This is a genomic window from Pseudomonas sp. RL_105y_Pfl2_101, assembly GCF_963970585.1.
In the GTDB taxonomy this organism is placed as follows: domain Bacteria; phylum Pseudomonadota; class Gammaproteobacteria; order Pseudomonadales; family Pseudomonadaceae; genus Aquipseudomonas.
On the sequence record NZ_CAXAPG010000007.1, the window covers coordinates 228,107 to 250,330 of the forward strand.

At 58.5% G+C, this 22,224-nt stretch carries 24 protein-coding genes and 2 pseudogenes; 13 read left to right on the forward strand and 13 right to left on the reverse strand.

Annotation, left to right across the window (positions count from 1 at the left end; genetic code table 11):
- Nucleotides 1-24 precede the first annotated feature (24 nt).
- Nucleotides 25-747, reverse strand: coding sequence for a glycerophosphodiester phosphodiesterase (locus tag AACY31_RS11375; RefSeq protein ID WP_339476881.1), 723 nt, complete (start codon nt 745-747; stop codon nt 25-27).
- Nucleotides 744-1,340, reverse strand: coding sequence for a PilZ domain-containing protein (locus tag AACY31_RS11380; protein WP_339476883.1), 597 nt, complete (start codon nt 1,338-1,340; stop codon nt 744-746). The genes AACY31_RS11375 and AACY31_RS11380 overlap by 4 nt, the downstream gene beginning before the upstream one ends.
- Nucleotides 1,341-1,434: 94 nt before the next feature.
- On the opposite strand from AACY31_RS11380, the gene AACY31_RS11385 reads away from it, so the two are divergent.
- From AACY31_RS11385 to AACY31_RS11395, 3 genes are all read left to right on the forward strand, one after another.
- Nucleotides 1,435-2,685: a lipoprotein-releasing ABC transporter permease subunit gene (locus tag AACY31_RS11385; protein WP_003199675.1), complete on the forward strand. Its 1,251-nt coding sequence runs from the start codon at nt 1,435-1,437 to the stop codon at nt 2,683-2,685.
- 7 nt (nt 2,686-2,692) lie between these two features.
- A complete protein-coding gene (gene lolD, locus AACY31_RS11390) occupies nt 2,693-3,376 on the forward strand; it encodes a lipoprotein-releasing ABC transporter ATP-binding protein LolD (protein ID WP_339476886.1) in 684 nt (227 codons plus the stop codon).
- 63 nt (nt 3,377-3,439) lie between these two features.
- A complete protein-coding gene (locus AACY31_RS11395) occupies nt 3,440-4,684 on the forward strand; it encodes a lipoprotein-releasing ABC transporter permease subunit (RefSeq protein WP_339476889.1) in 1,245 nt (414 codons plus the stop codon).
- 183 nt (nt 4,685-4,867) lie between these two features.
- Here AACY31_RS11395 and AACY31_RS11400 read toward each other — a convergent pair whose 3' ends face one another.
- Nucleotides 4,868-6,220 carry a heavy metal sensor histidine kinase gene (locus AACY31_RS11400; RefSeq protein ID WP_339476892.1) on the reverse strand — a complete coding sequence of 451 codons (1,353 nt, stop codon included), beginning with the start codon at nt 6,218-6,220 and terminating at the stop codon, nt 4,868-4,870.
- Nucleotides 6,217-6,897 (reverse strand): heavy metal response regulator transcription factor, encoded by a 681-nt coding sequence (locus tag AACY31_RS11405; protein ID WP_339476895.1) that lies wholly within the window; start codon nt 6,895-6,897, stop codon nt 6,217-6,219. Before AACY31_RS11405 ends, AACY31_RS11400 begins: the two co-directional genes overlap by 4 nt.
- A gap of 152 nt (nt 6,898-7,049) precedes the next feature.
- On the opposite strand from AACY31_RS11405, the gene copI reads away from it, so the two are divergent.
- Both copI and queF read left to right on the forward strand, forming a co-directional pair.
- A complete protein-coding gene (gene copI, locus AACY31_RS11410) occupies nt 7,050-7,571 on the forward strand; it encodes a copper-resistant cuproprotein CopI (protein ID WP_339476898.1) in 522 nt (173 codons plus the stop codon).
- Between the two features lie 61 nt (nt 7,572-7,632).
- Nucleotides 7,633-8,463: an NADPH-dependent 7-cyano-7-deazaguanine reductase QueF gene (queF, locus tag AACY31_RS11415; RefSeq protein ID WP_339476900.1), complete on the forward strand. Its 831-nt coding sequence runs from the start codon at nt 7,633-7,635 to the stop codon at nt 8,461-8,463.
- A gap of 185 nt (nt 8,464-8,648) precedes the next feature.
- On the opposite strand, the gene AACY31_RS11420 is transcribed toward queF, so the two are convergent.
- Nucleotides 8,649-8,912 carry a DUF4404 family protein gene (locus AACY31_RS11420; RefSeq protein ID WP_339476902.1) on the reverse strand — a complete coding sequence of 88 codons (264 nt, stop codon included), beginning with the start codon at nt 8,910-8,912 and terminating at the stop codon, nt 8,649-8,651.
- 109 nt (nt 8,913-9,021) lie between these two features.
- Complete coding sequence (locus AACY31_RS11425) at nt 9,022-9,642, reverse strand: HAD family phosphatase (protein ID WP_339476905.1); 621 nt, start codon at nt 9,640-9,642, stop codon at nt 9,022-9,024.
- A 201-nt stretch (nt 9,643-9,843) separates the two neighbouring features.
- Here AACY31_RS11425 and AACY31_RS11430 point away from each other — a divergent pair, with 201 nt between their 5' ends.
- From AACY31_RS11430 to rssC, 3 genes are all read left to right on the forward strand, one after another.
- Complete coding sequence (locus tag AACY31_RS11430; protein ID WP_339504476.1) at nt 9,844-10,533, forward strand: MlaA family lipoprotein; 690 nt, start codon at nt 9,844-9,846, stop codon at nt 10,531-10,533.
- Nucleotides 10,534-10,878: 345 nt separating this feature from the next.
- Complete coding sequence (rssB, locus tag AACY31_RS11435; RefSeq protein WP_339476909.1) at nt 10,879-12,063, forward strand: two-component system response regulator RssB; 1,185 nt, start codon at nt 10,879-10,881, stop codon at nt 12,061-12,063.
- Nucleotides 12,063-12,545, forward strand: a complete 483-nt coding sequence (gene rssC / locus AACY31_RS11440; protein ID WP_028237685.1) for an anti-sigma factor antagonist RssC — start codon at nt 12,063-12,065, stop codon at nt 12,543-12,545. The genes rssB and rssC overlap by 1 nt, the downstream gene beginning before the upstream one ends.
- A 222-nt stretch (nt 12,546-12,767) precedes the next feature.
- Here the strand turns inward: rssC and tal are convergent, their stop codons facing one another.
- The 4 genes from tal to dusA all read right to left on the reverse strand — a co-directional run bounded on the left by tal (nt 12,768) and on the right by dusA (nt 18,753).
- Entirely contained in the window at nt 12,768-13,694 is a 927-nt protein-coding gene (tal, locus tag AACY31_RS11445; protein ID WP_003199698.1) for a transaldolase, read from the reverse strand.
- Nucleotides 13,695-13,873: 179 nt separating this feature from the next.
- The gene (locus AACY31_RS11450) at nt 13,874-15,862 is read right to left on the reverse strand and encodes a UvrD-helicase domain-containing protein (protein WP_339476917.1); all 1,989 of its coding nucleotides are present in this window, start codon (nt 15,860-15,862) and stop codon (nt 13,874-13,876) included.
- Nucleotides 15,859-17,595, reverse strand: coding sequence for a DEAD/DEAH box helicase (locus AACY31_RS11455; protein ID WP_339476919.1), 1,737 nt, complete (start codon nt 17,593-17,595; stop codon nt 15,859-15,861). The genes AACY31_RS11450 and AACY31_RS11455 overlap by 4 nt, the downstream gene beginning before the upstream one ends.
- A 171-nt stretch (nt 17,596-17,766) precedes the next feature.
- A complete protein-coding gene (gene dusA, locus AACY31_RS11460; protein ID WP_339476920.1) occupies nt 17,767-18,753 on the reverse strand; it encodes a tRNA dihydrouridine(20/20a) synthase DusA in 987 nt (328 codons plus the stop codon).
- Between the two features lie 183 nt (nt 18,754-18,936).
- Here dusA and AACY31_RS28905 point away from each other — a divergent pair.
- The 3 genes and pseudogenes from AACY31_RS28905 to AACY31_RS11470 all read left to right on the forward strand — a co-directional run.
- Nucleotides 18,937-19,161 (forward strand): annotated as a pseudogene (locus AACY31_RS28905) (BrnT family toxin); the annotation flags it as partial.
- A gap of 22 nt (nt 19,162-19,183) precedes the next feature.
- A complete protein-coding gene (locus AACY31_RS11465) occupies nt 19,184-19,348 on the forward strand; it encodes a hypothetical protein (protein ID WP_339477081.1) in 165 nt (54 codons plus the stop codon).
- Between the two features lie 32 nt (nt 19,349-19,380).
- Nucleotides 19,381-19,491 (forward strand): annotated as a pseudogene (locus AACY31_RS11470) (BrnA antitoxin family protein); the annotation flags it as partial.
- Nucleotides 19,492-20,029: 538 nt separating this feature from the next.
- On the opposite strand, the gene AACY31_RS11475 reads toward AACY31_RS11470, so the two are convergent.
- The 3 genes from AACY31_RS11475 to AACY31_RS11485 form a co-directional block, all read right to left on the reverse strand.
- Nucleotides 20,030-20,629, reverse strand: coding sequence for a putative adenosine monophosphate-protein transferase Fic (locus AACY31_RS11475; protein ID WP_339476922.1), 600 nt, complete (start codon nt 20,627-20,629; stop codon nt 20,030-20,032).
- Nucleotides 20,629-20,799 carry a YhfG family protein gene (locus tag AACY31_RS11480; RefSeq protein ID WP_339476925.1) on the reverse strand — a complete coding sequence of 57 codons (171 nt, stop codon included), beginning with the start codon at nt 20,797-20,799 and terminating at the stop codon, nt 20,629-20,631. The genes AACY31_RS11475 and AACY31_RS11480 overlap by 1 nt, the downstream gene beginning before the upstream one ends.
- Before the next feature lie 114 nt (nt 20,800-20,913).
- Entirely contained in the window at nt 20,914-21,120 is a 207-nt protein-coding gene (locus AACY31_RS11485; protein ID WP_339476928.1) for a BrnA antitoxin family protein, read from the reverse strand.
- Between the two features lie 215 nt (nt 21,121-21,335).
- Between AACY31_RS11485 and AACY31_RS11490 the strand changes: the two genes are divergently transcribed.
- Both AACY31_RS11490 and AACY31_RS11495 read left to right on the forward strand, forming a co-directional pair.
- Nucleotides 21,336-21,704 (forward strand): hypothetical protein, encoded by a 369-nt coding sequence (locus AACY31_RS11490; protein ID WP_339476931.1) that lies wholly within the window; start codon nt 21,336-21,338, stop codon nt 21,702-21,704.
- A gap of 177 nt (nt 21,705-21,881) precedes the next feature.
- The coding region (locus tag AACY31_RS11495) for a transposase (RefSeq protein ID WP_339504479.1) at nt 21,882-22,224 on the forward strand (343 nt) is incomplete at its 3' end.

Below are 22,224 nucleotides of genomic sequence, written 5' to 3' on the forward strand. Positions count from 1 at the left end.
CTGAGCCGGCCGGGGAGACCGATTTCAGCCATTCTCGAGCGTGGCAGTGGCCAAACCGGGAAAGTCTGTAATCAGGCTGTCAGCGCCAAAGTCGGCGAGTCTGCGCATCAGCGCGGGCTCGTTGACGGTCCACACCGATACATGCAGCCCCTGGCGCTGCGCCTTGATCAGGCGTTCCGGCGTGCACAGGGTCCAGTTCAGCGCCAGAATCTCGCAGCCGTAACTCTGGGCGACCTTCAACGGGTCGAGCCAAGCGTATTCGGCCACCAGTCCACGGGAGATGTCCGGGGTCAGGTCCAGGGCTGCCTTGAGCACTTCCCGGGAACTGGACGTAATGGTGATTTTGTCCAGCAGCCCGAAACGCTGGGCCATTTCGCGGATGCCCAGCACCGTGGCGGCGGCGCGGGTGCGCGAGGCGCTCTTGACCTCCAGTTGCCAGTGCTCGAAATCACACTTCTCGAACAGCTCCTCCAGGCGTGGGATCGGGCACGGCTTGATCCAGCCCGGGCCACCCTTGCGCGCATCGTAGGTCACCAGCTCGGCGGCGGCATGTTCCACCACCTTGCCACGGCGATCGGTGGTGCGCTTGAGGGTCGGGTCGTGGATCACCATCAACTCGCCGTCCATCGAAAGATGCAGGTCCAGCTCGCAACGGCGTACGCCGTGCTTGAGGCACTCCTGAAAACCGCTCAGGGTGTTTTCCGGCGCTTCACCCTTGGCGCCGCGGTGGCCATAAATGAGGGTCACGGTTCTTCCTTATTGATACCAGATTCGTTCAGTTCCCGGGCCAGGCGCCGTTCTTGTGCCTGCTTCTGCAGGATGTAGCGGGCCAGCAGTTGGCGCTGGGCGTCGGTCGGGCGTTCGAACTCGGTGCCCACGTCGTAGCCGTCGCCCTTGGGGTCGCAGTGGGTGACCCGCGCCCGCAGCAACAGGCCGAGGGCTTGTGGCATCAGCACCAGCTTGATCGACAGGTGGGTGCTGATCGCGATCGGCGTGGTGTGTTGGAAGTCGATGCCGCCTTCGGAAATGATCACCGGCTGCGGCTCGCCGATTTCGCTGAGCACCGTCAGGGCAATGACCTGGCTGAGCAGGTCGATGCGCTTGTTCATTGCCTTGAGGTACGCCGCGATGCTGCGTTCGCGCTCACTGATCTGGCGCAGCAGGTGCTGTGACTCGAATTCGCTCAGGTGCAATTCACTGAGCAGATTGAACAGTGGAGAAGCATCCTGCAACACTTCCTGGTCAGCAGCTTCAGGAATGGACAGGGGCCGAATTTCCAGTGCGATCGTGTCCTCGATACGGTAGTATTCGCGGCGATCTTCTTCATCTAATGTCGACATGGCGAACCCATGGTAGCGGCGGTGGTCTGAGTGTAAAGCTGGTTTGTGACCCCCGCCACAAGGACGTTCCTTTTCCCTCCGAACAAGCCCCGACATGTTCAGACCTCTCTTCGTATTTATCGGCACGCGTTATACCCGTGCAAAGCGTCGCAATCATTTCGTATCGTTCATTTCCCTGACGTCCATCATCGGGCTGGCCCTTGGCGTGGTCGTGATGATCGTCGTGCTCTCGGTGATGAACGGCTTCGACCATGAGATGCGCACCCGAGTGCTGGGTATGGTGCCCCACGCGACCCTCGAATCCGGTGAAGCCATCAGCGATTGGCCGAGCCTGGCCGCCAAGGTCAAGCAGAACCCGCAGGTGTTGGCCGTTGCGCCGTTCACCCAGATGCAGGGGCTGCTGACCAACGACGGCAAGGTGTCCAAGGTGTTGCTCAATGGCATCGACCCCGGGCTCGAGCGGCAGGTATCGATCATCGATAACTTCATGCAGCAGGGCAAACTCGACGATTTGGCGCCAGGCAGCTTCGGCATCGTCATCGGCGACAAGGCTGCGGCCAAGCTTGGCGTTGCCATTGGCGACAAGCTGACGTTCGTCGCCCCGGAGGTCACCGTGACCCCGGGCGGCATGTTCCCGCGCATGAAACGCTTTACCGTGGTCGGCATTTTCCATGTCGGCGCCGGCGAGCTGGACGGTTACCTGGGCGTCACCAACCTCCAGGACCTGGCGCGCCTGCATCGCTGGAAGCCGGATCAGGTCCAGGGCCTGCGGTTGAAGTTCGACGATCTGTTCCAGGCCCCGCGTGTGGCCTGGACCATCGCCCAGCAACTCGGCGAAGACCGTTACTACGCCCGGGATTGGACCCGCACCCACGGCAACCTGTACCAGGCGATCCGTATGGAAAAAGCCATGATCGGCCTACTGTTGTTGCTGATCGTTGCCGTGGCGGCGTTCAACATCATCTCTACGCTGGTGATGGTGGTGAACGACAAGAAGGGCGACATCGCGATCCTGCGTACTCTTGGCGCCACGCCGGGGCAGATCATGCGGATCTTCATGGTCCAGGGCACGGTGATCGGCGTGATCGGTACGTTCGTCGGCGCCCTGGTCGGGATGTTCGCCGCGCTGAATGTCAGCGCCGCGATTGCCGCCCTCGAAGGCCTGATCGGGCACAAATTTCTCAACGCCGACGTGTACTTCATCGACTACCTGCCATCGCAATTGCAGGCCGATGACGTGTTGATGGTCTGCGGCGCCGCGTTGGTCCTGAGTTTCCTCGCCACCCTGTATCCTGCCTGGCGTGCCGCGCGCACCCAGCCTGCGGAGGCGTTACGTTATGAGTGAGTCGGGCATGAGTGAAAAAGCAATCTTGAGCTGTCGCAACCTGGGCAAATCCTACGAGGAAGGCCCTGAGTCGGTGGTGGTGTTGTCGGGGCTGCAACTGGAGTTGCATCCTGGCGAGCGCGTGGCGATTGTCGGCACCTCTGGGTCGGGTAAAAGTACCTTGCTCAACCTGCTGGGCGGCCTGGATACACCGACCTGCGGCGGTGTCTGGTTGGCGGGCGAAGAACTTTCGGCGCTGAATGAGAAGGCCCGTGGCCTGCTGCGCAACCGTTCCCTGGGTTTCGTCTACCAGTTCCACCATTTGCTGCCCGAGTTCACCGCGCTGGAAAACGTCTGCATGCCGCTGTTGATCGGGCGCACCGCGATTCCTGAAGCCCGCCAGCGCGCCACGGCGTTGCTCGAGCGGGTAGGGCTGGGACATCGCCTGGAGCACAAACCGGCCGAATTGTCCGGTGGTGAGCGCCAGCGCGTGGCGATTGCCCGGGCCCTGGTCAACAAGCCAGGCCTGGTGATGCTCGACGAGCCGACCGGCAACCTCGACTCCCACACCGCCCAAGGCATCCAGGATTTGATGTTGGAACTCAGCACCTCGATGCGCACTGCGTTCCTGGTGGTGACCCACGACATGAACCTGGCCCGGCAGATGGACCGCGTCCTGCACTTGCAGGAAGGTTGCCTGACGCCCATCTGACCGACCAAAACCCGGGGCTTGCTGCAAGCGTCGGGTCTTTTATTTTCATACGGTGCCCCGCGAATGTTCAGACCGTTATCGATCTTTATCGGCACGCGCTATACCCGCGCCAAGCGCCGCAATCGCTTTGTTTCGTTCATTTCCATGACCTCGATGATTGGCCTTGCCCTGGGCGTGTTGGCAATGATCGTGGTGTTGTCGGTGATGAACGGCTTCCAGCGCGAAATGAGCTCGCGCATCCTCGGCATGGTGCCCCACGCCACTATCGTCGGCGTCAATCCGATCGACGATTGGCAGCCGGTGGCCGCCGCGGCGTTGAAAAACCCTGAAGTGACCGCCGCCGTGCCGTTTACCGAAATGGAAGGGATGCTGAGCCATAGGGGCTCGATGCAGCCGATCCAGATCAGTGGCGTGGATCCGGCCCAGGAAGGCAAGGTGTCCATCGTCGCCCAGCATATCGTCCAAGGGCGTCTGGATGCCTTGAAGCCGGGCGAGTTTGGCGTGGTGATCGGCGAAATCACCGCCCGGCGTTTTCGTCTGAACGTCGGCGACAAAATCACCCTGATCGTGCCGGAAGTCAGCAGTGCCCCCGGCGGCATCACCCCGCGGATGCAGCGGCTGAATGTGGTAGGTGTGTTCAAGGTGGGCGCCGAACTGGATGGCTCCATGGCGTTGATCCACCTGGCCGACGCCGCCCAGATGCAGCAGTGGCAGCCGAATCAGGTGCAAAGCGTGCGCCTGGCGGTGAAAGATTTGTACGCGGCGCCGAAGGTCTCCGGTGACATCGCCACCCGCCTTGGCGCGGCCTACAAGGCCGATGACTGGACCCACACCCAGGGCAGCCTGTTCAGTGCCATGAAAATGGAGAAAACCATGATCGGCTTGCTGTTGCTGATGATCGTCGCGGTGGCGGCGTTCAACATCATCGCCACCCTGATCATGGTGGTGAACGACAAAGGCGCGGATATCGCGATTCTGCGCACCATCGGCGCCACGCCGCGGCAGATCATGGCGATCTTCATGGTCCAGGGCACCGTGATCGGCGTTGTCGGCACGCTGATTGGCGGCGTGCTGGGGGTGATCGCGGCGCTGAACGTCAGTGCGCTGGTGGGCTGGCTGGAACGGGTCAGCGGCCAGCATATTTTCAGTTCCGACGTGTACTTCGTCAGCAACCTGCCGTCGGAGCTGCAGCGCGGTGATGTACTGCTGATCTGCTCGGCCGGGTTCATCCTGAGCTTCCTCGCCACCGTGTACCCGGCGTGGCGTGCGGCGAAGATCGAGCCGGCGCAGGCGTTGCGGTATTCCTGAGGTTGTCGCAGATTCTGAATCCCTGTGACGGGGGAGCTTGCTCCCGCTGGGCTCTGTAGGAGCTGGCGAAGCCTGCGATCTTTTGATCTTTCGCTTGAGACTCAAATGTCTGGGGAAAGATCGCAGCCTCGTTGCACTCGTCAGCTCCTACAGGCCTCCCCCCACCGGGGGGGCGTGTCGGGCTTAATCTCCCTTCGGCAATTCGATCAGGAACCGCGTCCAGCCATCGGCCGATTCACAACGGATCTGCCCGCCATGAGCGCGGATGATCGAGCGGGTGATGGCCAGTCCGAGCCCGGCATGTTCGCTGCTGCCCTCCTGGCGCGCCGGGTCGGCGCGATAAAAGCGGTCGAACAGGCGCGGCAGCAAGTCCGCGGCAATCCCCTCGCCACTGTTTTCCACACTTACGTTCACCCCTCGAGCCTCATCGACAATGCGCACCCGCACTTCGCCGTCAACGGGGGTGAAGCGCAGGGCGTTGTCCAGCAGGTTGGAGAGCGCCCGGCGCAACATGTTGCGGTCACCCTCGATGCGGCCATCGCCCTCGCGGCTCAAGCGGACATCGGTGTCTTCGGCCAGGGGCGCGAAGAAGTCCAGCAGCACGTCCACTTCCTCGGCCAATTGCAGCGGTTCGCGATTGAGCGCTAGCAGGCCGTGGTCGGCCTTGGCCAGGTACAGCATGTCGTTGACCAGTTGCGCCATCCATTGCAGTTCTTCGAGATTGCTGTGCAACGCCTCGCGGTAATCCTCCAGGGGGCGTTCGCGGGTGAGGGTGACCTGGGTGTGGGTCAGCAGGTTCGACAGCGGTGTGCGCAATTCATGGGCGATGTCGGCAGAAAACCCTGAGAGCCGCTGAAACGCGTCGTCGAGGCGTCCGAGCATGGCGTTTATGCTGTGGGCCAGTTCCGCTAATTCGGCGGGCATTTGCTCTTCGGGCAGTCGGGCGTTGAGGGAGCGGGCCGAGACGCTGCCGGCAATGGCGCCCATGCGCCGCAACGGGCGCAAGGCACGTTGGGCGGCCCAGGCACCCAGCAGGGCGGTGGCCAGGGCCGAGAGGCCGACGGTCAGCCAGATCAGGCGCTGCATGCGTTGCAGGAAGTGCTGGTGATGGGTGATGTCCAGCAACAGGGTCAGTTGCGGCGAATTGGCACGGTCGGGATACAGCGGGGCATTCAACACCCGGTAATCGGTGTCGACATCGTTGAGAGTCGACAGGCCGGGACGCTCTGGCAATTGAGCTGGAATCCGGATCGAGCTGTCGTACCAGCGTGCACCATCGCTGCCCTTGATGCGCAGCGCCAGGTCGGCCTGACGGCTCAGTTCATCTTCCAGGCGCGCCTGGGTCTGCTCAGCGTCGAGGTCTTGCAGGGCCCGGCGCAGGCCGATCAGCTTGCCTTCGAGCAGTTGTTGGTCCAGCTCGATGAAGTGCGCCTCGCTGCCACGGCTGAACAAGACCCCAGCGAACAATGACACCACTGCAGTGCAGGCGGCGAACAGCAGCGCCAGACGACTGCTCAGCGACCACTGGCCCCTCATAGGCTGCGCTCTTCCAGCACATAGCCCATGCCACGCACGGTATGGATCAGTTTGCCGGGGAAGTCGTCGTCAATCTTGATGCGCAGGCGTCGTATCGCGACTTCGATGACGTTGGTGTCGCTGTCGAAATTCATGTCCCATACCTGGGACGCGATCAGCGATTTGGGCAGTACTTCGCCCTGGCGGCGCAGGAGCATTTCCAGCAAGGCGAATTCCTTGGCGGTGAGGTCGATGCGCCGACCGCTGCGTTCGACGCGACGGCGGATCAGGTCCAGGCGCAAGTCGGCCAGTTGCAGACTGGTTTCCTGTTGCGTCGAGCTTCCTCGCCGCAACAGGCTGCGCACCCGAGCCAGCAACTCGGAAAAGGCAAAGGGCTTGACCAGATAATCATCGGCGCCCAGTTCCAGGCCATGCACCCGATCCTGTATCGCATCCCGCGCGGTGAGGAACAGCACCGGTGTATCCAGCCCCGCCCCGCGGACCGCTTGCAAGATCTGCCAGCCATCGCGGCCGGGCAACATCACGTCGAGGATCAGCAAGGCGTATTCACCGCTCAAGGCCAGTTGCTGGCCAGTGATGCCATCGGCCACCAGGTCGGCGTTGAACCCGGCTTCACCCAGGCCTTGGCGCAGGTATTGGCCGGTTTTGGTTTGGTCTTCGACGATCAGCAGTTTCATGGGCAGCTCAAAGCAGGGTTGGGACGAGGGCGTTATACCGTGGCAGGCGGGTTCGTGGCGAAACCTGACAAAGTTGTAATCGAGCTGTCAGCCGACTGGCAGGCCTGCAACGATAGAGTTTCCCACACGCTGAATCTGATTGGAGTATGGACATGTTGATGGGAAGCCGCTTGATCCTGGCCGCTTGCGCACTGGCTTTCAGTGCGCCGTTGTGGGCATCGCCGGGCCATTTTGATTTTGGCCAGCCCGCGCCAGCGGTCAAGGCCAGTCGCAGCATCGAGGTGCTGATGGGCGACATGACATTCGATCCCGGTGCCCTTGACATCAAGGCGGGCGAGACGGTTCGGTTCGTTCTGGTCAATAAAGGCCAATTGCTCCACGAATTCAACCTGGGCAACGCGGCGATGCACGCCGAGCACCAGCAGGAAATGCTCAAGATGCAGCAGAGCGGCCAGTTGATGCCAACCGCGATGAAACCGGGGATGGATCATGCCGCCATGGGTCACGACCAGGCGAGCATGCGCCATGATGACCCCAACAGCGTGTTGGTGGCGCCAGGCAAGACCGCCGAGCTGACCTGGACCTTCAGCACGGCCACGCGCCTGGAGTTTGCCTGCAATATTCCCGGCCACTACCAGGCCGGGATGAAGGGCGACCTGACAGTCAGTCAGTAAGCACTCAAAGGCTGTGGCAAAGGCTGATAGAATCGGCTGATTCTTCAGTCAGGTTTCCGTCATGCATCCCGCAGCCGAACATTCGCCGCTGGGCAAATCCAGCGAATACATCGCCACGTACACGCCGTCACTGCTGTTCCCGATCCCGCGCACCGCGAAATGGGCGGAACTGGGCCTGACGGCCGAGACCCTGCCGTACAAGGGCGTGGATTTCTGGAACTGCTTCGAGCTGTCGTGGCTGCTGCCGTCCGGCAAGCCGGTGGTGGCCATCGGTGAATTCGCGATCCCGGCGGACTCACCGAACATCATCGAGTCCAAATCCTTCAAGCTGTACCTCAACTCCTTGAATCAGACTCCGTTTGCCGATACCGCGAGCCTGGAAGCGACCCTGTGCCAGGACCTGTCGGCGGCTGCCGGCAAAGCAGTGGGCGTGCGGATCCGCAGCCTCAAGGACGTGGAGCGCGAGGGCGTTGTGGCGCTGCCCGGTACGTGCATCGACGATTTGGACATCAGCGTCGACTCCTACGCGCACCCGCGCCCGGAACTGCTGCGTTGTGATGCTTCGCGCATCGTCGAGCAAAGCCTGCACAGCCATCTGCTCAAATCCAACTGCCCGGTGACCAGCCAGCCAGATTGGGGCAGTGTGGCGGTGGAATATCGCGGCGCGGCCCTGGACCCGGCCAGCCTGCTGGCCTACATCGTCAGCTTCCGCCAGCATTCGGATTTCCATGAGCAGTGTGTGGAGCGAATCTTTCTCGACCTGCAGCGGTTGCTCAAGCCGGAAAAACTGACGGTGTACGCGCGGTATGTGCGTCGGGGCGGGCTGGATATCAACCCGTATCGCAGTACTGAAGATGTTCAACTGCCGAACCAGCGCCTGGTCCGTCAATAAACTTTCCTTGTGGCAGTGAGCTCTTGTGGGCGCGAGCTGGCTCGCGATGAGGGCGGCACATTCGACATTGATGTCAGCTGACACGCCGCCATCGCGAGCCAGCTCGCACAGGGGATTGCATTTCATATCGTGAAAACTGAAAAAGCCCCGCTAGCGATAGCAGGGCTTTTTTGCATTTGAGGGGGTCAGATCCCCATGTTGCCCAAGGCTTGCACGATGTTGCGCAAGGTCCCGGCAATGGTAGGGTGATCCAGTTCGAAGCGCTCGACGGCCAGGTTCACGCCATCGACCAGGTCAGCATTCTGAAGCTTATTATCCAGTTCTATCTCGCCTTCGAGCTGCATCATCAGTTGATGCAGATTCTTGCGCTCTGGCCCGGAAAGCGGCGGGTTCTGTTCCAATTGCTCGCGCAGTTTGTTGAGCTGTTCTTGCAATTCGCGGGCAGGCATTGGCGTACTCCCTTTATTGATAGGCACAGCCATGGACCGCGACGCTGGGTCAAAAGTCCGTGGCTTGCCTTAAGAGTAATCTACCCTCGCGCTCCCTGCATGATCCCGGTCATGGCTTCTCGCCTTTGAGTCGGCGCAGGCTGATGTCCGCCAGGCAAGTGTCGAGTTCGCCCAAGTGATCGATCACCGAATGCACCCCCAGGCCGAACAATTGCACGGTGGCCTTGGCGCGCTTGGTTTCCCGTTCCTGTTGGCTCAGCGCCTGCCATTCGCCAGGCGCCAGGCCACACAGCGAGCCGCAGGACGCCAGGCCGATGGTCCACAAGCCGGCGTTGAGCCCCGACTGCAACAGCCTGGGTTCGCCACTGACCAACACGCAACCTTCCAGTTGCTGGACATTGAGCGCCATCAGCGCCTGCCAACAGGCATGCGGCGCCGGCCAAGGATTATTTGTTGCTGGAAGTTGCGGCGGTTTGATCCACGTGGGCAAGGAAGCCGCCAAGGCATGGCAGGCGGCAGGCGGCAATTCATCGAGCCAGGCGCAGGGGATTTCCTGGTGCTGCAAGTGGTGCAAGCTCTCAAGGGCGCCCGGTGTTGGCTGTCCATGCTCATCCGGTGCTGCCCCTGGCTGGCGGATGCGCGCGCCGAAATCCACCAGGCATCCGCTCAGGCCAAACAGTACGGCGGTCAGGCTCGGGGCGAGGAGGGGCAGGGCTTCGGCGCGAGGCATGGGAACGTCCTTGAAATAACCAGCAGCCTAAAGAACCTCGATGACAGTCCGGTGACAGTGGAATGGAGGGGGCCAGTCGTGGAAACGTCCTACGGCCCACTTGTTTTTTCGGTGCTGCCTATCCACGCGTTCCGTCTTATACTAGCCCGCTCACCGCCTGGGCTCGGCGCCCTTGCTTGAACAATCCAAGGAGTTTTCCCTATGCGCTGGAGCCATCGTTTAGCTCAGCTATGTTTGTCTGCCAGTGTGCTGCTGGTTCCGTTCGCCACCCAGGCCGCTACGGAAGAAGATCCTTGGGAAAGCATCAATCGTCCGATCTTTACCTTTAACGACACCCTCGATACCTATGCGCTCAAACCACTGGCCCAGGGTTATCAATACGTGACGCCGCAGTTCCTCGAAGACGGCATCCACAACATGTTCCGCAACATCGGCGACGTGGGCAATCTGGCCAACAACGTGCTGCAGGCCAAGCCGGCCGCCGCCGGGGTCGACACCACCCGGTTGATCTTCAACACCACCTTAGGCCTGCTGGGCTTCTTTGATGTGGGCACCCGGATGGGCCTGCAGCGCAACGATGAGGATTTTGGCCAGACCCTGGGCTACTGGGGGATGGGCAGCGGGCCGTATGTCATGCTGCCGTTGCTGGGGCCAAGCACCCTGCGTGACGCGCCGGCCAAGCTGGTCGATGACTACACGGCCCCGTATCGTTATATCGATAACGTCTCGGTGCGTAACTCTATTCGGGGCCTGAACGTCGTCGACACCCGCGCCAGCCTGTTGTCGGCCGAGAAGATGGTGAGCGGCGACAAGTACGTCTTCATCCGCAACGCCTACCTGCAAAACCGCGAATTCAAGGTCAAGGATGGCCAGGTCGAAGACGATTTTTAATTTCGACCTGTAAAACCACGAAGGCGGCCCAAAAGGCCGCCTTCTGTGCTTTGGCGTGGTGTTTGAGCAGGTTTGATCCTTCCATTGAGTTACGCTTCGCTCGGTTCTTATAACTCTCTGTACTTTGACAAATAAAGACGGCAAGCGGCTGTCTGCATGAGCTTGAAACGCCCCGCGGATGGGAGTACCGTCTGCGCCTTAGAAGGGCACCTCTGATGTAACGGCGTGTAGGGCAAAGGCCTGAAGCCGGTATGACAGAGAGGCTAGAAAGCGAATCCAGTAGTGCGTGCAAGGCCAGATGGCCCAGCCCGCTACGCCAACCTAATTCTGGCGCCGTTTGCCCACATGCCAAAAACCAGTGCCACGCTGCTGATAATCGATGATGACGAAGTGGTGCGAGCCAGTCTCGCCGCCTACTTGGAAGACAGTGGTTTCAGCGTCCTGCAGGCCAGTAATGGCCAACAGGGTCTTCAGGTATTCGAGCAAGACAAGCCCGACCTGGTCATCTGCGACCTGCGCATGCCGCAGATGGGCGGACTCGAACTCATTCGCCAGGTCACCGAGATTTCCTCGCAGACCCCGGTGATTGTGGTTTCGGGCGCGGGCGTGATGAACGACGCGGTCGAGGCATTGCGCCTGGGCGCGGCGGATTACCTGATCAAGCCCCTTGAAGACCTCGCAGTGCTCGAGCACTCGGTACGCCGGGCCTTGGATCGTTCGCGGCTGTTGGTGGAAAACCAGCGCTATCGCGAGAAGCTGGAAACCGCCAACCGCGAGCTGGAAGCCAGCCTGAACCTGTTGCAGGAAGACCAGAACGCCGGGCGTCAGGTGCAGATGAACATGCTGCCGGTCAGCCCTTGGACCGTCGACGATTTCCGTTTTGCCCACCAGATCATCCCGTCGTTGTACCTGTCGGGCGATTTCGTGGACTATTTCCGGGTCGACGAGCGGCGAGTGGCGTTCTACCTGGCGGACGTTTCCGGCCATGGTGCTTCTTCGGCATTCGTCACCGTGCTGTTGAAATTCATGACCACGCGCCTGTTGTTCGAGTCCAAGCGCAACGGCACGCTGCCAGAGTTCAAACCTTCGGAAGTCCTTGGGCATATCAACCGAGGCCTGATCAGTTGTAAGCTGGGCAAACACGTCACAATGGTCGGTGGAGTCATCGACGAGGAGACTGGTTTGTTGACCTATAGCATCGGCGGTCACCTGCCGTTGCCTGTGTTGTATACGCCAGACAGCGTTCGTTACCTGGAAGGGCGTGGTTTGCCGGTGGGCCTGTTCAAGGAGGCCACTTACGAAGACCACGTACTGGAATTGCCGCCGACATTCAGCCTGACGCTCATGTCTGATGGCATTTTGGACCTTTTGACAGAAGAACCTACACTCAAAGAGAAGGAAGCGGCCTTGCCTGAACGGGTGAGTGCAGCGGGCGGCAGCCTGGAAGGCTTGCGTCAAGTGTTTGGATTAGGCACGCTAGGGGAGATGCCGGATGATATCGCCCTGTTAGTGTTGAGCAGGAACCTTTGATGAGTACCGGTAGAATCCAGTTCGCCGAGCAGGACGGCACCTTTGTCCTGAAGTTTGTCGGTGAAGTGCGCCTGACCCTGTGTTCGGCGCTGGATGCGACTATTGAGCGGATCTTCACCTCGTTGAATTTCAACGCCATCGTGATCGACCTGACCGAAACCCGCAGCATCGACAGCACCACATTGGGCCTGCTGGCCAAACTGTCGATCCTGTCGCGGCAGAAGGTCGGTCTGCTGCCGACTGTCGTCACCACCCACAACGACATCACCCGTCTGCTGCAATCGATGGGCTTCGACCAGGTGTTCAACATCGTGGGCGACCCTGTGCCGTGCCCGGAATGCCTGGACGACCTACCTGACCAGGACCAGTCCGAAGAAGAAGTGCGGATCAAGGTGCTCGAAGCCCACAAGATCCTGATGGGGCTCAACGATTCCAATCGTGAAGCATTCCATGACCTGGTGAATGCGCTGGAAGGGCCTTGACCTCGGGACATGTATTGGCCTGACGGACGCCTTCACGAGCAAGCCCGGTCCCACAGGTCTTGCGCCGGTCACAAAAACTGAATCCTATCCAAATTCCCCTGTGGGAGCGGGGCTGCTCGCGAAAGCGCCGGTTCAGCCAGCTGATCCCTCAGCGCGAAGCCACACCCATAAAAAAGGGCGAACCACCAAGGTTCGCCCTTTTTGCATGCGCTGTGAATCAGCTCAAAGCTTGGCTTGCAGCAACGCCTCCAGCTTCTCCTGGTCCCGGGCAAACTGACGAATACCTTCTGCCAGTTTCTCAGTCGCCATGGCGTCCTCGTTGGACAACCAACGGAACTGCGCTTCATTGAGGATCAAGCGTGCTTCCCCGGCTTGCCCTGGCGCCAGCTTGCGCTCCAGCTTGCCTTCGTCGGCGGCCAGTTTTTCCAGCAGGTCCGGGCTGACGGTCAAGCGGTCGCAGCCGGCCAGTTGCTCGATTTGGTTGAGGTTGCGGAAGCTCGCGCCCATGACCACGGTCTTGTAGTCATTGGCCTTGTAGTAGTTGTAGATGCGCGTCACCGACTGCACGCCTGGGTCATCAGCGCCGGTGTAGTCGTTGCCATTGGCTTTCTTGTACCAGTCGTAGATACGGCCCACGAACGGCGAAATCAGGAACACCCCGGCATCGGCACAGGCTGCGGCCTGGGCGAAGGAGAACAGCAGGGTCAGGTTGCACTGGATGCCTTCACGTTCCAGCTGCTCGGCGGCGCGAATACCTTCCCAGGTGGAAGCGATCTTGATCAGCACGCGCTCGCGGCCAATGCCGGCCTTTTCGTACAGATCGATCAGGCGATGGGCACGCTTCAACATGGCTTCGGTGTCGAACGACAGGCGCGCGTCCACTTCAGTGGAAATACGCCCTGGGATCACTTTCAGAATTTCTTGCCCGACCGCCACGGCAAAACGGTCGCTGGCCAGGCCCACATCGCCCTTGCAGTCCGCCACGCAGGCATTCAGTTGCTCGGCATAACCTTGAATGGCCGAGGCCTTGAGCAGCAGGGAAGGGTTGGTGGTAGCGTCCACGGGTTTGACGCGGGCGATGGCCTCGAAGTCGCCGGTATCGGCCACGACGGTGGTGAATTGTTTGAGTTGTTCCAGCTTGGAAGTCATGAGCGTGCTCTGTCCTATGGGTCCGTTGACATTACCCGAGGGCCGGCTGCCACTCAAGGGGAAGGGGTATCGACGGGCCCCAGCGGCAACAACCTGAAAACGGCTGTTTGAAAGGCCGGGGCAGTATCGGTAGATACGATGCCAAAACAGCGCGCAGGTTCAACACCACTGCCTGACGGTCATGGTTGCTGTGCATTCAGGAACAAGCCTGCGATACCCTCTGGCAGACGTGCCGTCGAAATCAGGACCAATCGCTGGCCTGCCCGAGTCATTGCCATATAGAGTTTTCGCGAGTTTTGTTCGCACTCCTGGGCGGAAAGTACTCCCGCCTGGGCCGTTTCCTTCATGAGCTTTTCCAGGCCCAACAGAAACACGACACTGGCTTCAAGCCCGGTTGCGGTGTCCAGGCTGGAAACGCGTAGGTTATCAGTGTCTACGTGTACAGACTCCATACTGTTCAGATCCCAGACTTTGCGCGAACCGAATCGCTTGCTCAACGCCTTGAACAGAAGCTTCTTGTTGGTATCTCGTCCATACAGAACCAGCATATTCGATAGATTGATCTGCTGGGTTTCCAGGTAGCCCACTATTTCGTTGCAGGTCTGTATGACCGCATCCTGGGGCGTCTCTGATAGGATCAACAGCGGGGCAACGCCTTCATCCATGCCGTCGAAATCAGGTTGCAGATAATCGTCCGGGTCGGTTTGGGTGAATTCGGCCAGGACAAGGCCGGCAGCCCGCAATATGGCTTGAGTGGTTCGATAGGAGTGGTGAAGTTTCTTTGTTTTACCCGCCACATCCAAGCCGACACGCTTCCAACTGAGTCGGCTTTTCAAAAAGCCCTGGTTGGGGTCGGCACATAAAAACAGGCTGCCCTCGGAGTCGGTCAAGGTGCTCTTGATCAGTTGAAACCAGGTCGGCGCAAAGAATTGAGCTTCGTCTACCAGGATATGCTGGTATTTATCGAGCTTGTCGAGCTTCGTGAGACATAGATCCCGAGACAATGAACTCCATAAGCGAGCGCCTTGTTTGCTCAGCGCGTCATTGACTTGCCCGTAGAGCGACCACACTTGCACCCGTTCTTCCTTGCGCAAGGCAAACCCTTGGCCAGCGCGCTCAGCAGCCAAATAGTTCTGCTCGTCGCAGATCAGTGATTCATTGATGAAGTCGAACTCATCCAGAAGTTGTTGATCGCCGGGTTTCAGGTCCGGAAAGGCTTTTCGGTAATGGGCGATCTGGCTTGTAACCTTGATAGGGGATGCCATCTCTGGTTGCGGCTCAAAATGATTCACCCATTGCTGCCGTATCCAGGCCAGCGCGGTCATGATAGTCAGGTTGCGCGGTAGATCTCCCGGGCTGGCCTTCTTCAAGCGATGCTTGAGGTCTTTAACCACCGGGACATTGTGGATCAGCATCAATATCTTCTGATCGGGAAATTTCTTTGCCAGGATCAACGCCCGGTTAGCGGCGATCAATGTTTTGCCGCTACCCGCCACGCCGTTGACCAGACGCACCGAAAAATCATTCAAGGTTTGCGTTTGTTCTTCAGGCAGTTCCAGATCCAGCTTACTGGCCCACTCTTGTTGTGAGTCCAGAAAGTATCGAGTGGTCTTTGCAGAGTTATCCCGTGAGAAATGCCGGCGCGTCGTACATATCGCGGGTATTTCCGCTTCTGGAAAGTAGTGCCCCATGAGCGTGTCGCTGGCCTCATAGCTCAGTGAGTTAAGCAACTTGGGCAGTTGTTCGTGGCCATGTTCGATAAAGGTGTTTTTTGACATCAGCCGTGGGCCATCAGGTGTTGAGTAGTGCTGCCACAGCCGCTTGGTCTGGTCGGGTGTGCAGTTCCACATGACGATCAGCCTGCCGAGCCGCTGCCCGGTCGGCATCCCGTCGGGCTCGGTTGCTTCCAGGCGCGAGAGCAACTCCTTGAGAGCCTGCTGTCCGGTAGCCGCGAACAGTTGATCAGGGTCCAGTGTTTCAAAAGAGAGTTCACACAGCACAATGGCCAGCCATTGATGTTGTGCGTGCTGAAGGAAAAAGTCCGGCGCCCAGGCCTCTCGAGGGAGGCACTGGCGAACGACATGGTGGTCGTCCAGCTTGCGCAACACCCGTTTGACGTGGACATGCGCGCCAGTGCTGCGTTGCCATTCAGGGATAAATAGCGTCATGGGGTGAGCACCACTTTGCGGCATCGACTGACCAGGCTCAAATAGTCATTGGCCCATTGCTGCGTGATGCTGTTGCTGCATTCAATTCCTTGGCTCAGTTCAGGCCCGATGATGATCAATTTAGTCATCGCCCGGGTGATGGATACGTTCAATCGTTCGGGTTGGAAGAAAAACTCCGCCACAGCCCCAATGAACTCCTCATCGCCACTGGCCAACGAGACGATGATCAGTTCACGTTCCTGTCCCTGCATGCGCTCAACAGTGTCCGCCACAACGGTGCTGGCGATTTCGCGCCCGAAACTACGCGCCAACAGCGTTCGAATCGCCCGCCCCTGGGCTCGGTAAGGTGTGACGATGCCGATATCAGACAGGGCAAGGCCCATTGACTGGGCGGTCTTACAGAGTTCCAGTACATGCTGGGCATCGCGATAATTGCGGGTCTTGGCGGTTCTGTCTGTGGTGGGGATAAAGACGGCGCTTGCGTCTGGATCAAATACGCGGTCCATAGGGGCCTCTGCATCAACGTATTTGAAACGCCGCGCCTTGTTAGGGCCCGCTGCCCGTAATTTGCCTTTGTAATAGTTTTTGCTCGGCCATTCGGTCAGCCATTGGTTCATCCGATAGGTTTCTTCGAGCATCACCGTATGGTCGGCAGTTTGGGAGGTGAGGCGACCAAATATCGACATCGATTCGCCAGAAAGAACCGACTGGGACAACAGCACCGGCGGCAGCTGTTGCTGGTCTCCGATGAAGATAAACCGCTTACCTTTGCGCATGGCCATTAGCGCGAGGGGGAGGGTGATCTGACTGGCTTCGTCAAAGATCACCGTGTCGAATTTGAAATGCTCCAGCTGGCTGCAGGTGGCGAAGGGTGTCGCGCCAATGACATAGCCACTTCCGTCCGCCGGTAGATTTTCCCAGTCGGCGGGTGTTTTTGCCCAGTCAACGGTTTTGCTGAGATCATCCCGGCGGCCACCAATCTTCACGGTTGGGATTTTTCGCTCGGCAATCTTTGTCAGGGCATTATTGATAGCCATGTGCGTGTGGGAGGTGACGAATACCCGCTCGTGACGCTCTACCAGCAATTGGACGATAAGTGCCAGAGCACGGGTCTTGCCTGTCCCTGGCGGGCCTTGAATGCAAGCAATCTGCTCGGCGGCAAAAGCCATGGCAACGGCCCGGGCCTGATGCTCGTTACACTTGTTCTTGATGGCGAAACTTTCAGCGTAATCCAGATCTGCGTCGTTGAATGTGATGACCGGCGCATCGCCGAGCAACGGGACAATGATGTTATCGGCATTGATCGAATCGGCGATATCTTCCAAGGCCTTTTCATAGCGAGGCGTCAGGTCCAACGCGTCCATGTCGGCGTAGCAAGGTCCGTCCTGATAGTTGTCCCAGACTGTATTGGCCAGCTTCTCGCTCAGTAACCAACGGCCGTCTTCTTCACGCTCAAACGTCATTCGGGCGCACAACAACCCTGTGGACGGATCGCCCAAGTGCAAGCGCAGCATGTCCCCTTCACGAAAGCGCGATTCGCTGTCATCGAGGTACGCCCAAAGACAAGTAGCCTTGTCGGCTTTTTCAAGATGCGTGAAGCCTTGGGTCAGGCCCTTTTCAAGCTTTTGATGTAACGGGCGTTGCCAGGTTTGCAGGAGTTGATGAAGGTTCGCATCGCGCTCGGCATGGACAAATTCAAAAAGCTTTTCAATAAGCGGATGTTGCCCTTGCATGGGGATACTCGTCCTTGTGATCCGTGATGGCACAACAGTTTTACATACTGTTGGAGCAAGGCGCGAGTGTTATGGATCCAATATTAGCCCTCTCTGGGGCGAGTTCCTGAATCGGATCATTGAATGCAAGTAGCGGGTGGCCAACAAACAACATTGCGTCAACTGCGTGCGTCAGCGCCCTTCCAGCAACTGCCCCGCCTGATCCAGCAACGCCAGCGGATCCTTGGTTTTGTGAATATCCACCGACAACAACTGCCGAAACCGCCGCGCACCCGGGAACCCGGTGCCCAGGCCCAACACGTGGCGAGTGATGTGATGCATTGCCCCGCCCGCGGCCAGGTGATCGGCGATATAAGGTCGCAACTGCGCCAGCGCCTCGGCACGGGTGATGATCGGTGTGGTGCTGCCGAACAGTTGCTGATCCACTTCGGCCAGCAGATACGGGTTGTGATAAGCCTCGCGCCCCAGCATCACGCCGTCGAAGGTCTGCAGATGCTCATGGCACGCCTCCAACGTCTTGATCCCGCCGTTGAGCACAATCTCCAACTCCGGAAAATCCGCCTTCAACCGCGCCGCCACGTCATAACGCAGCGGCGGGATGTCGCGATTCTCCTTCGGCGACAACCCCTCCAGAATCGCAATCCGCGCATGCACGGTAAAACTCGTGCAACCGGCCTCACGCACCGTCCCGACAAACTCACACAACTGCTCGTAACTGTCCCGCCCATTGATCCCGATGCGATGCTTGACCGTCACCGGAGTTGACACTGTATCGCGCATGGCTTTCACGCAGTCAGCCACCAAATCCGGATGCCCCATCAGGCAGGCGCCGATCATATTGTTCTGCACCCGGTCGCTGGGGCAGCCGACGTTAAGGTTGACCTCGTCGTAGCCGTGCTCCTGGGCCATGCGGGCGCAGGCGGCGAGGTCGGCCGGGACACTGCCGCCCAGTTGCAGGGCCAGTGGGTGTTCGGCTTCGTGGTGGCGCAGGAAGCGTTCGTGGTCGCCGTTGAGTAGCGCGCCGGTGGTGACCATTTCGGTGTAGAGCAGGGCGTGTTTGGAGAGGATGCGTAGGAAGAAACGACAGTGGGCGTCGGTCCAATCCATCATCGGTGCGACGGAGAAGCGGCGGGAGAGTGGGGCAGTTTGTAAGGGCATTGGGAATCTGATTCATCGGGGCGAATGTACGCAGTTTATCAGGGATGCTTGTCGGGTACTTGGCGGGCTCTCAAGCATAGCCGCTCAATCTTTGATGACAACCAGGCAGAGCGCATGCTCGGTCAGCGTTTCAACTCACACCTTGTGTTGACGATTTAATGTGGCTGCGATAATTGCAAGCAGATTACTTATGACCCAGCCAAAGACGCTCGCAACGTCGAAGGACGTGGACTTCCGTTTGCCCCCGTGCGGGACTTTGAATGGTCTACAGCATTGATCCTGGAAGATGATCGACTCGACGACGGCGAGTGTCGTTATCGGGCGATGGGGTACATAGGGGATCGGCTGCATGTCGTAGTGTTTACTCCACGGGGTGACGCGGTCCACGTCATCAGCTTTCGTAAAGCCAACAAACGGGAGGTCAGAAATTATGACCAAGAAACCCAGTCCCAAGAGGGTCGATACGGCAACCCCCGAATGGTCGACCGAAGACTTTGCCAAGGCCAAACCTGCCAGCGAGGTGCTTGTTGGGTTGTTTGGCAAAACTCAGGCAAAGGAAATGCTCAAGCCAAGCGTGGTCGACCCAAGTCGGTAGCCACTAAAGAGCACGTCAATGTTCGTTTCGATGCTGACGTGCTGGAGCGATTCAGAACTTCTGGCCCGGGCTGGCAAACACGGATGAACGCCGCCTTGGCCGATTGGCTCAAGACGCATACACCAGAAGAGCTGAAGGCTTAGTCGCCAAATATTATTCGCCAAATAATTAGCCGCCGATGAAGCGGCTTTTTGTTGTCTGCTGATTAGCTTTGTCTCGGTAACGGTATAGTAAATCCGTGCCCTTTTTCTCCATCGCGTCGTGCAGAACCACCTCGAAGAGTTCGTACGCCAGTTCAAATGGGACATGTTTCGCTCAATCCACTGAGCAATGATTTTTTACTTGTCCAATTAGCCGACTGCATACTACGAGCACAAGCATCGCAGCGACAGCGCTCATGGTTGGAGCGGAGAACGGGTGATTCAGCTTTGCTAGAGCGGATGAGAAATGAGGTCGTATTGGGTGGCTGGCGAATGTTGATGGTACGAGATTGGTGCGAAGGAGGTGGAATAGGCCTATTGGACCTTTATTTACAGAGGCTGGACGGTTAGCGCGCCCAATCCATTATCGGTGCAACACTAAAGCGCGGAGAGAGGGTATTACAGTGAGTGAGGGTATCGAACTGTCTGGATCGGGCGAGGGGAATGGACGAGCGTCTATCAGGGAATAGAGGTCACGTTTTCATGGCTGAATAGCCTTGCCAATGCATTTTTCAAAAACTTGCTCCATAGGCTCCATGACGCAGTTGTACGCCGCGATATTGGCGTAGATCCACTCGTCCTTCTCAATTCCCCACCAACTGATTTCAAACCCGGCATTCATGATGAGGTGTTCAAACAGAATGCGTTGCGCACGACCGTTGCCTTCGCGGAAGGGGTGTACGACGTTGATGTCGGAATAGACCTCTGCTACAGCGACTATCAGCTCAGCTCGTTCCATGTCCTCGAACCAGTTTGCCGCGGCCATGGCCGTGAATAGCTTGCTGGCTTCCTTCTCCATGTACTGAGGTTGGCAAAAGCGGGTGGCTTGTTTGGAGATGCCGACGGTGCGCAGTTCTCCGGCCCATTCGAACAGGTCCGAAAAGAGAATACGATGAATGTTTTGGAGGTAGGCCAGGCTGTAGGGGGGCGGGCTGAATTCGACGTTGTCCGCTGCGATGGCCGAGAGCTGTTGTTCAGCTTCGCTCAGGGTCGGTTCGTCATGGATATCGAGTTTGTTGCGAAGGACCGCGGAGCCGGGGTAGCAATAAGCGTCTTCACCGACCCCATATTTGTCAGGCATCAGGTTCTGGTCTGGGTGAAGGCTTTCAAGACCTCTTCACGCGTTGGCATTTTGCGTTCGCCGTCTACAAAGGTCACTTTGAAGCCTTCCAGACGGAGGCTGGCCGCGTAGTTGGATCTACGCGTCCTGGCGGCATAGGCTTTTTTGGTTTCAAGGCTGACATTGCCCATGGGGCTGGACCTCAAATCGCGCTGGTGGGCGGATTATAGCCCATCCCGCAGGCATGGCCTATGTTGTGGCCTCGACGAATCAGGTTTGACGGTACGGGTCCGCTTTTGGGCTGACTATTCCAGATTGTGAGCAGTCTCAGATAGCAGGCCCTGGCGCAGTAGATGGTTGATGACGGTTTGATATCCAGCGCTGACATTTTCAGCTCGCTCGCGAGCGGCCTTGATCACTTCATCATCAAACATAAGGGTGATGCGGGTTTTTCCTTCGCTGCTCGTAACGGGACCACGCTTGGCCGTGCTGAACTCGCATTCTTCTTTCATAGGTCAGTTTCCAGAGGCTGCACAGTTCATTTTCGACACTATTGGTGCGCTGATGGGGACGCCTCAGCATACGATGGGATTTTTGACCATGCCAAAGCGTTGAACGTCGAATTGCGGCCTTCTTCCGATCAGTCTGAGCCTGTTTGATCTTGCGTGAATAAATGATGCTGGTATGGTGGCGCCTCGTTTAAACCCGCATTCTAGAGGGATCTCTTATGCACTCATTTTTCGCCAAGACTTTTGGCGGCCTTACGACCAGCTACTACATCCGCCAGTTTCTTTTTGGGCTGGTGTTTACTGCGATGATCATCTCCCTGGCGGCCAACAGTCCTGCAGGAATCGGTGCGAAGCCTGGGCTGATTGTGTTGGCGATCATCAACACATTGCTTTATCCGTACTCTCGGTTCGTCTACGAAAGCGTTGTTGGCTACATCATGGGCAACAATGTTTTTTTCGTGAATGCACTGTTCATGCTGATGGTGAAGGTTTTCACCATGGCCATGTGCTGGTCGTTCGCGATTTTCGTAGCGCCGGTGGGGTTGGCGTACCTGTTCTGGCGCAACAGCCGCTCGGCCGTTGAATAGGTCAATAGCTCAACCCGTTTGCAGCTGAAAATTGGTGTGAGCAGGGCAAGCGTGAACAGACCATGATTATGGGTAAACTCATAATCATGGTCTGTTCACGGTTTTCCTAAGGAAACTCTGAAAAAGACTTCCTGATTAGGCAAAATCACCGGACACCAGTCGCCGAGCTTTTCAATGATGAAACAGATGACCTTCGCCGATGCCGAGTACGCCGGCAAGCGCAAGCAGACCCGCAAGGAGTTGTTCCTGATCGAGATGGATCAGGTAGTGCCTTGGAAAGGCTTGATCGCCCTGATCGAGCCGCACTATCCGAAGGGCGAAGGTGGTCGTCCGGCCTATCCACTGATGTCGATGCTGCGCGTGCATCTGATGCAGAACTGGTTCGGCTACAGCGATCCGGCGATGGAGGAAGCGTTGTATGAGACGACCATCCTGCGCCAGTTTTCGGGTCTGAGTCTGGAGCGAGTCCCGGACGAAACCACGATTCTCAACTTCCGTCGTCTGCTGGAAAAACATGAGC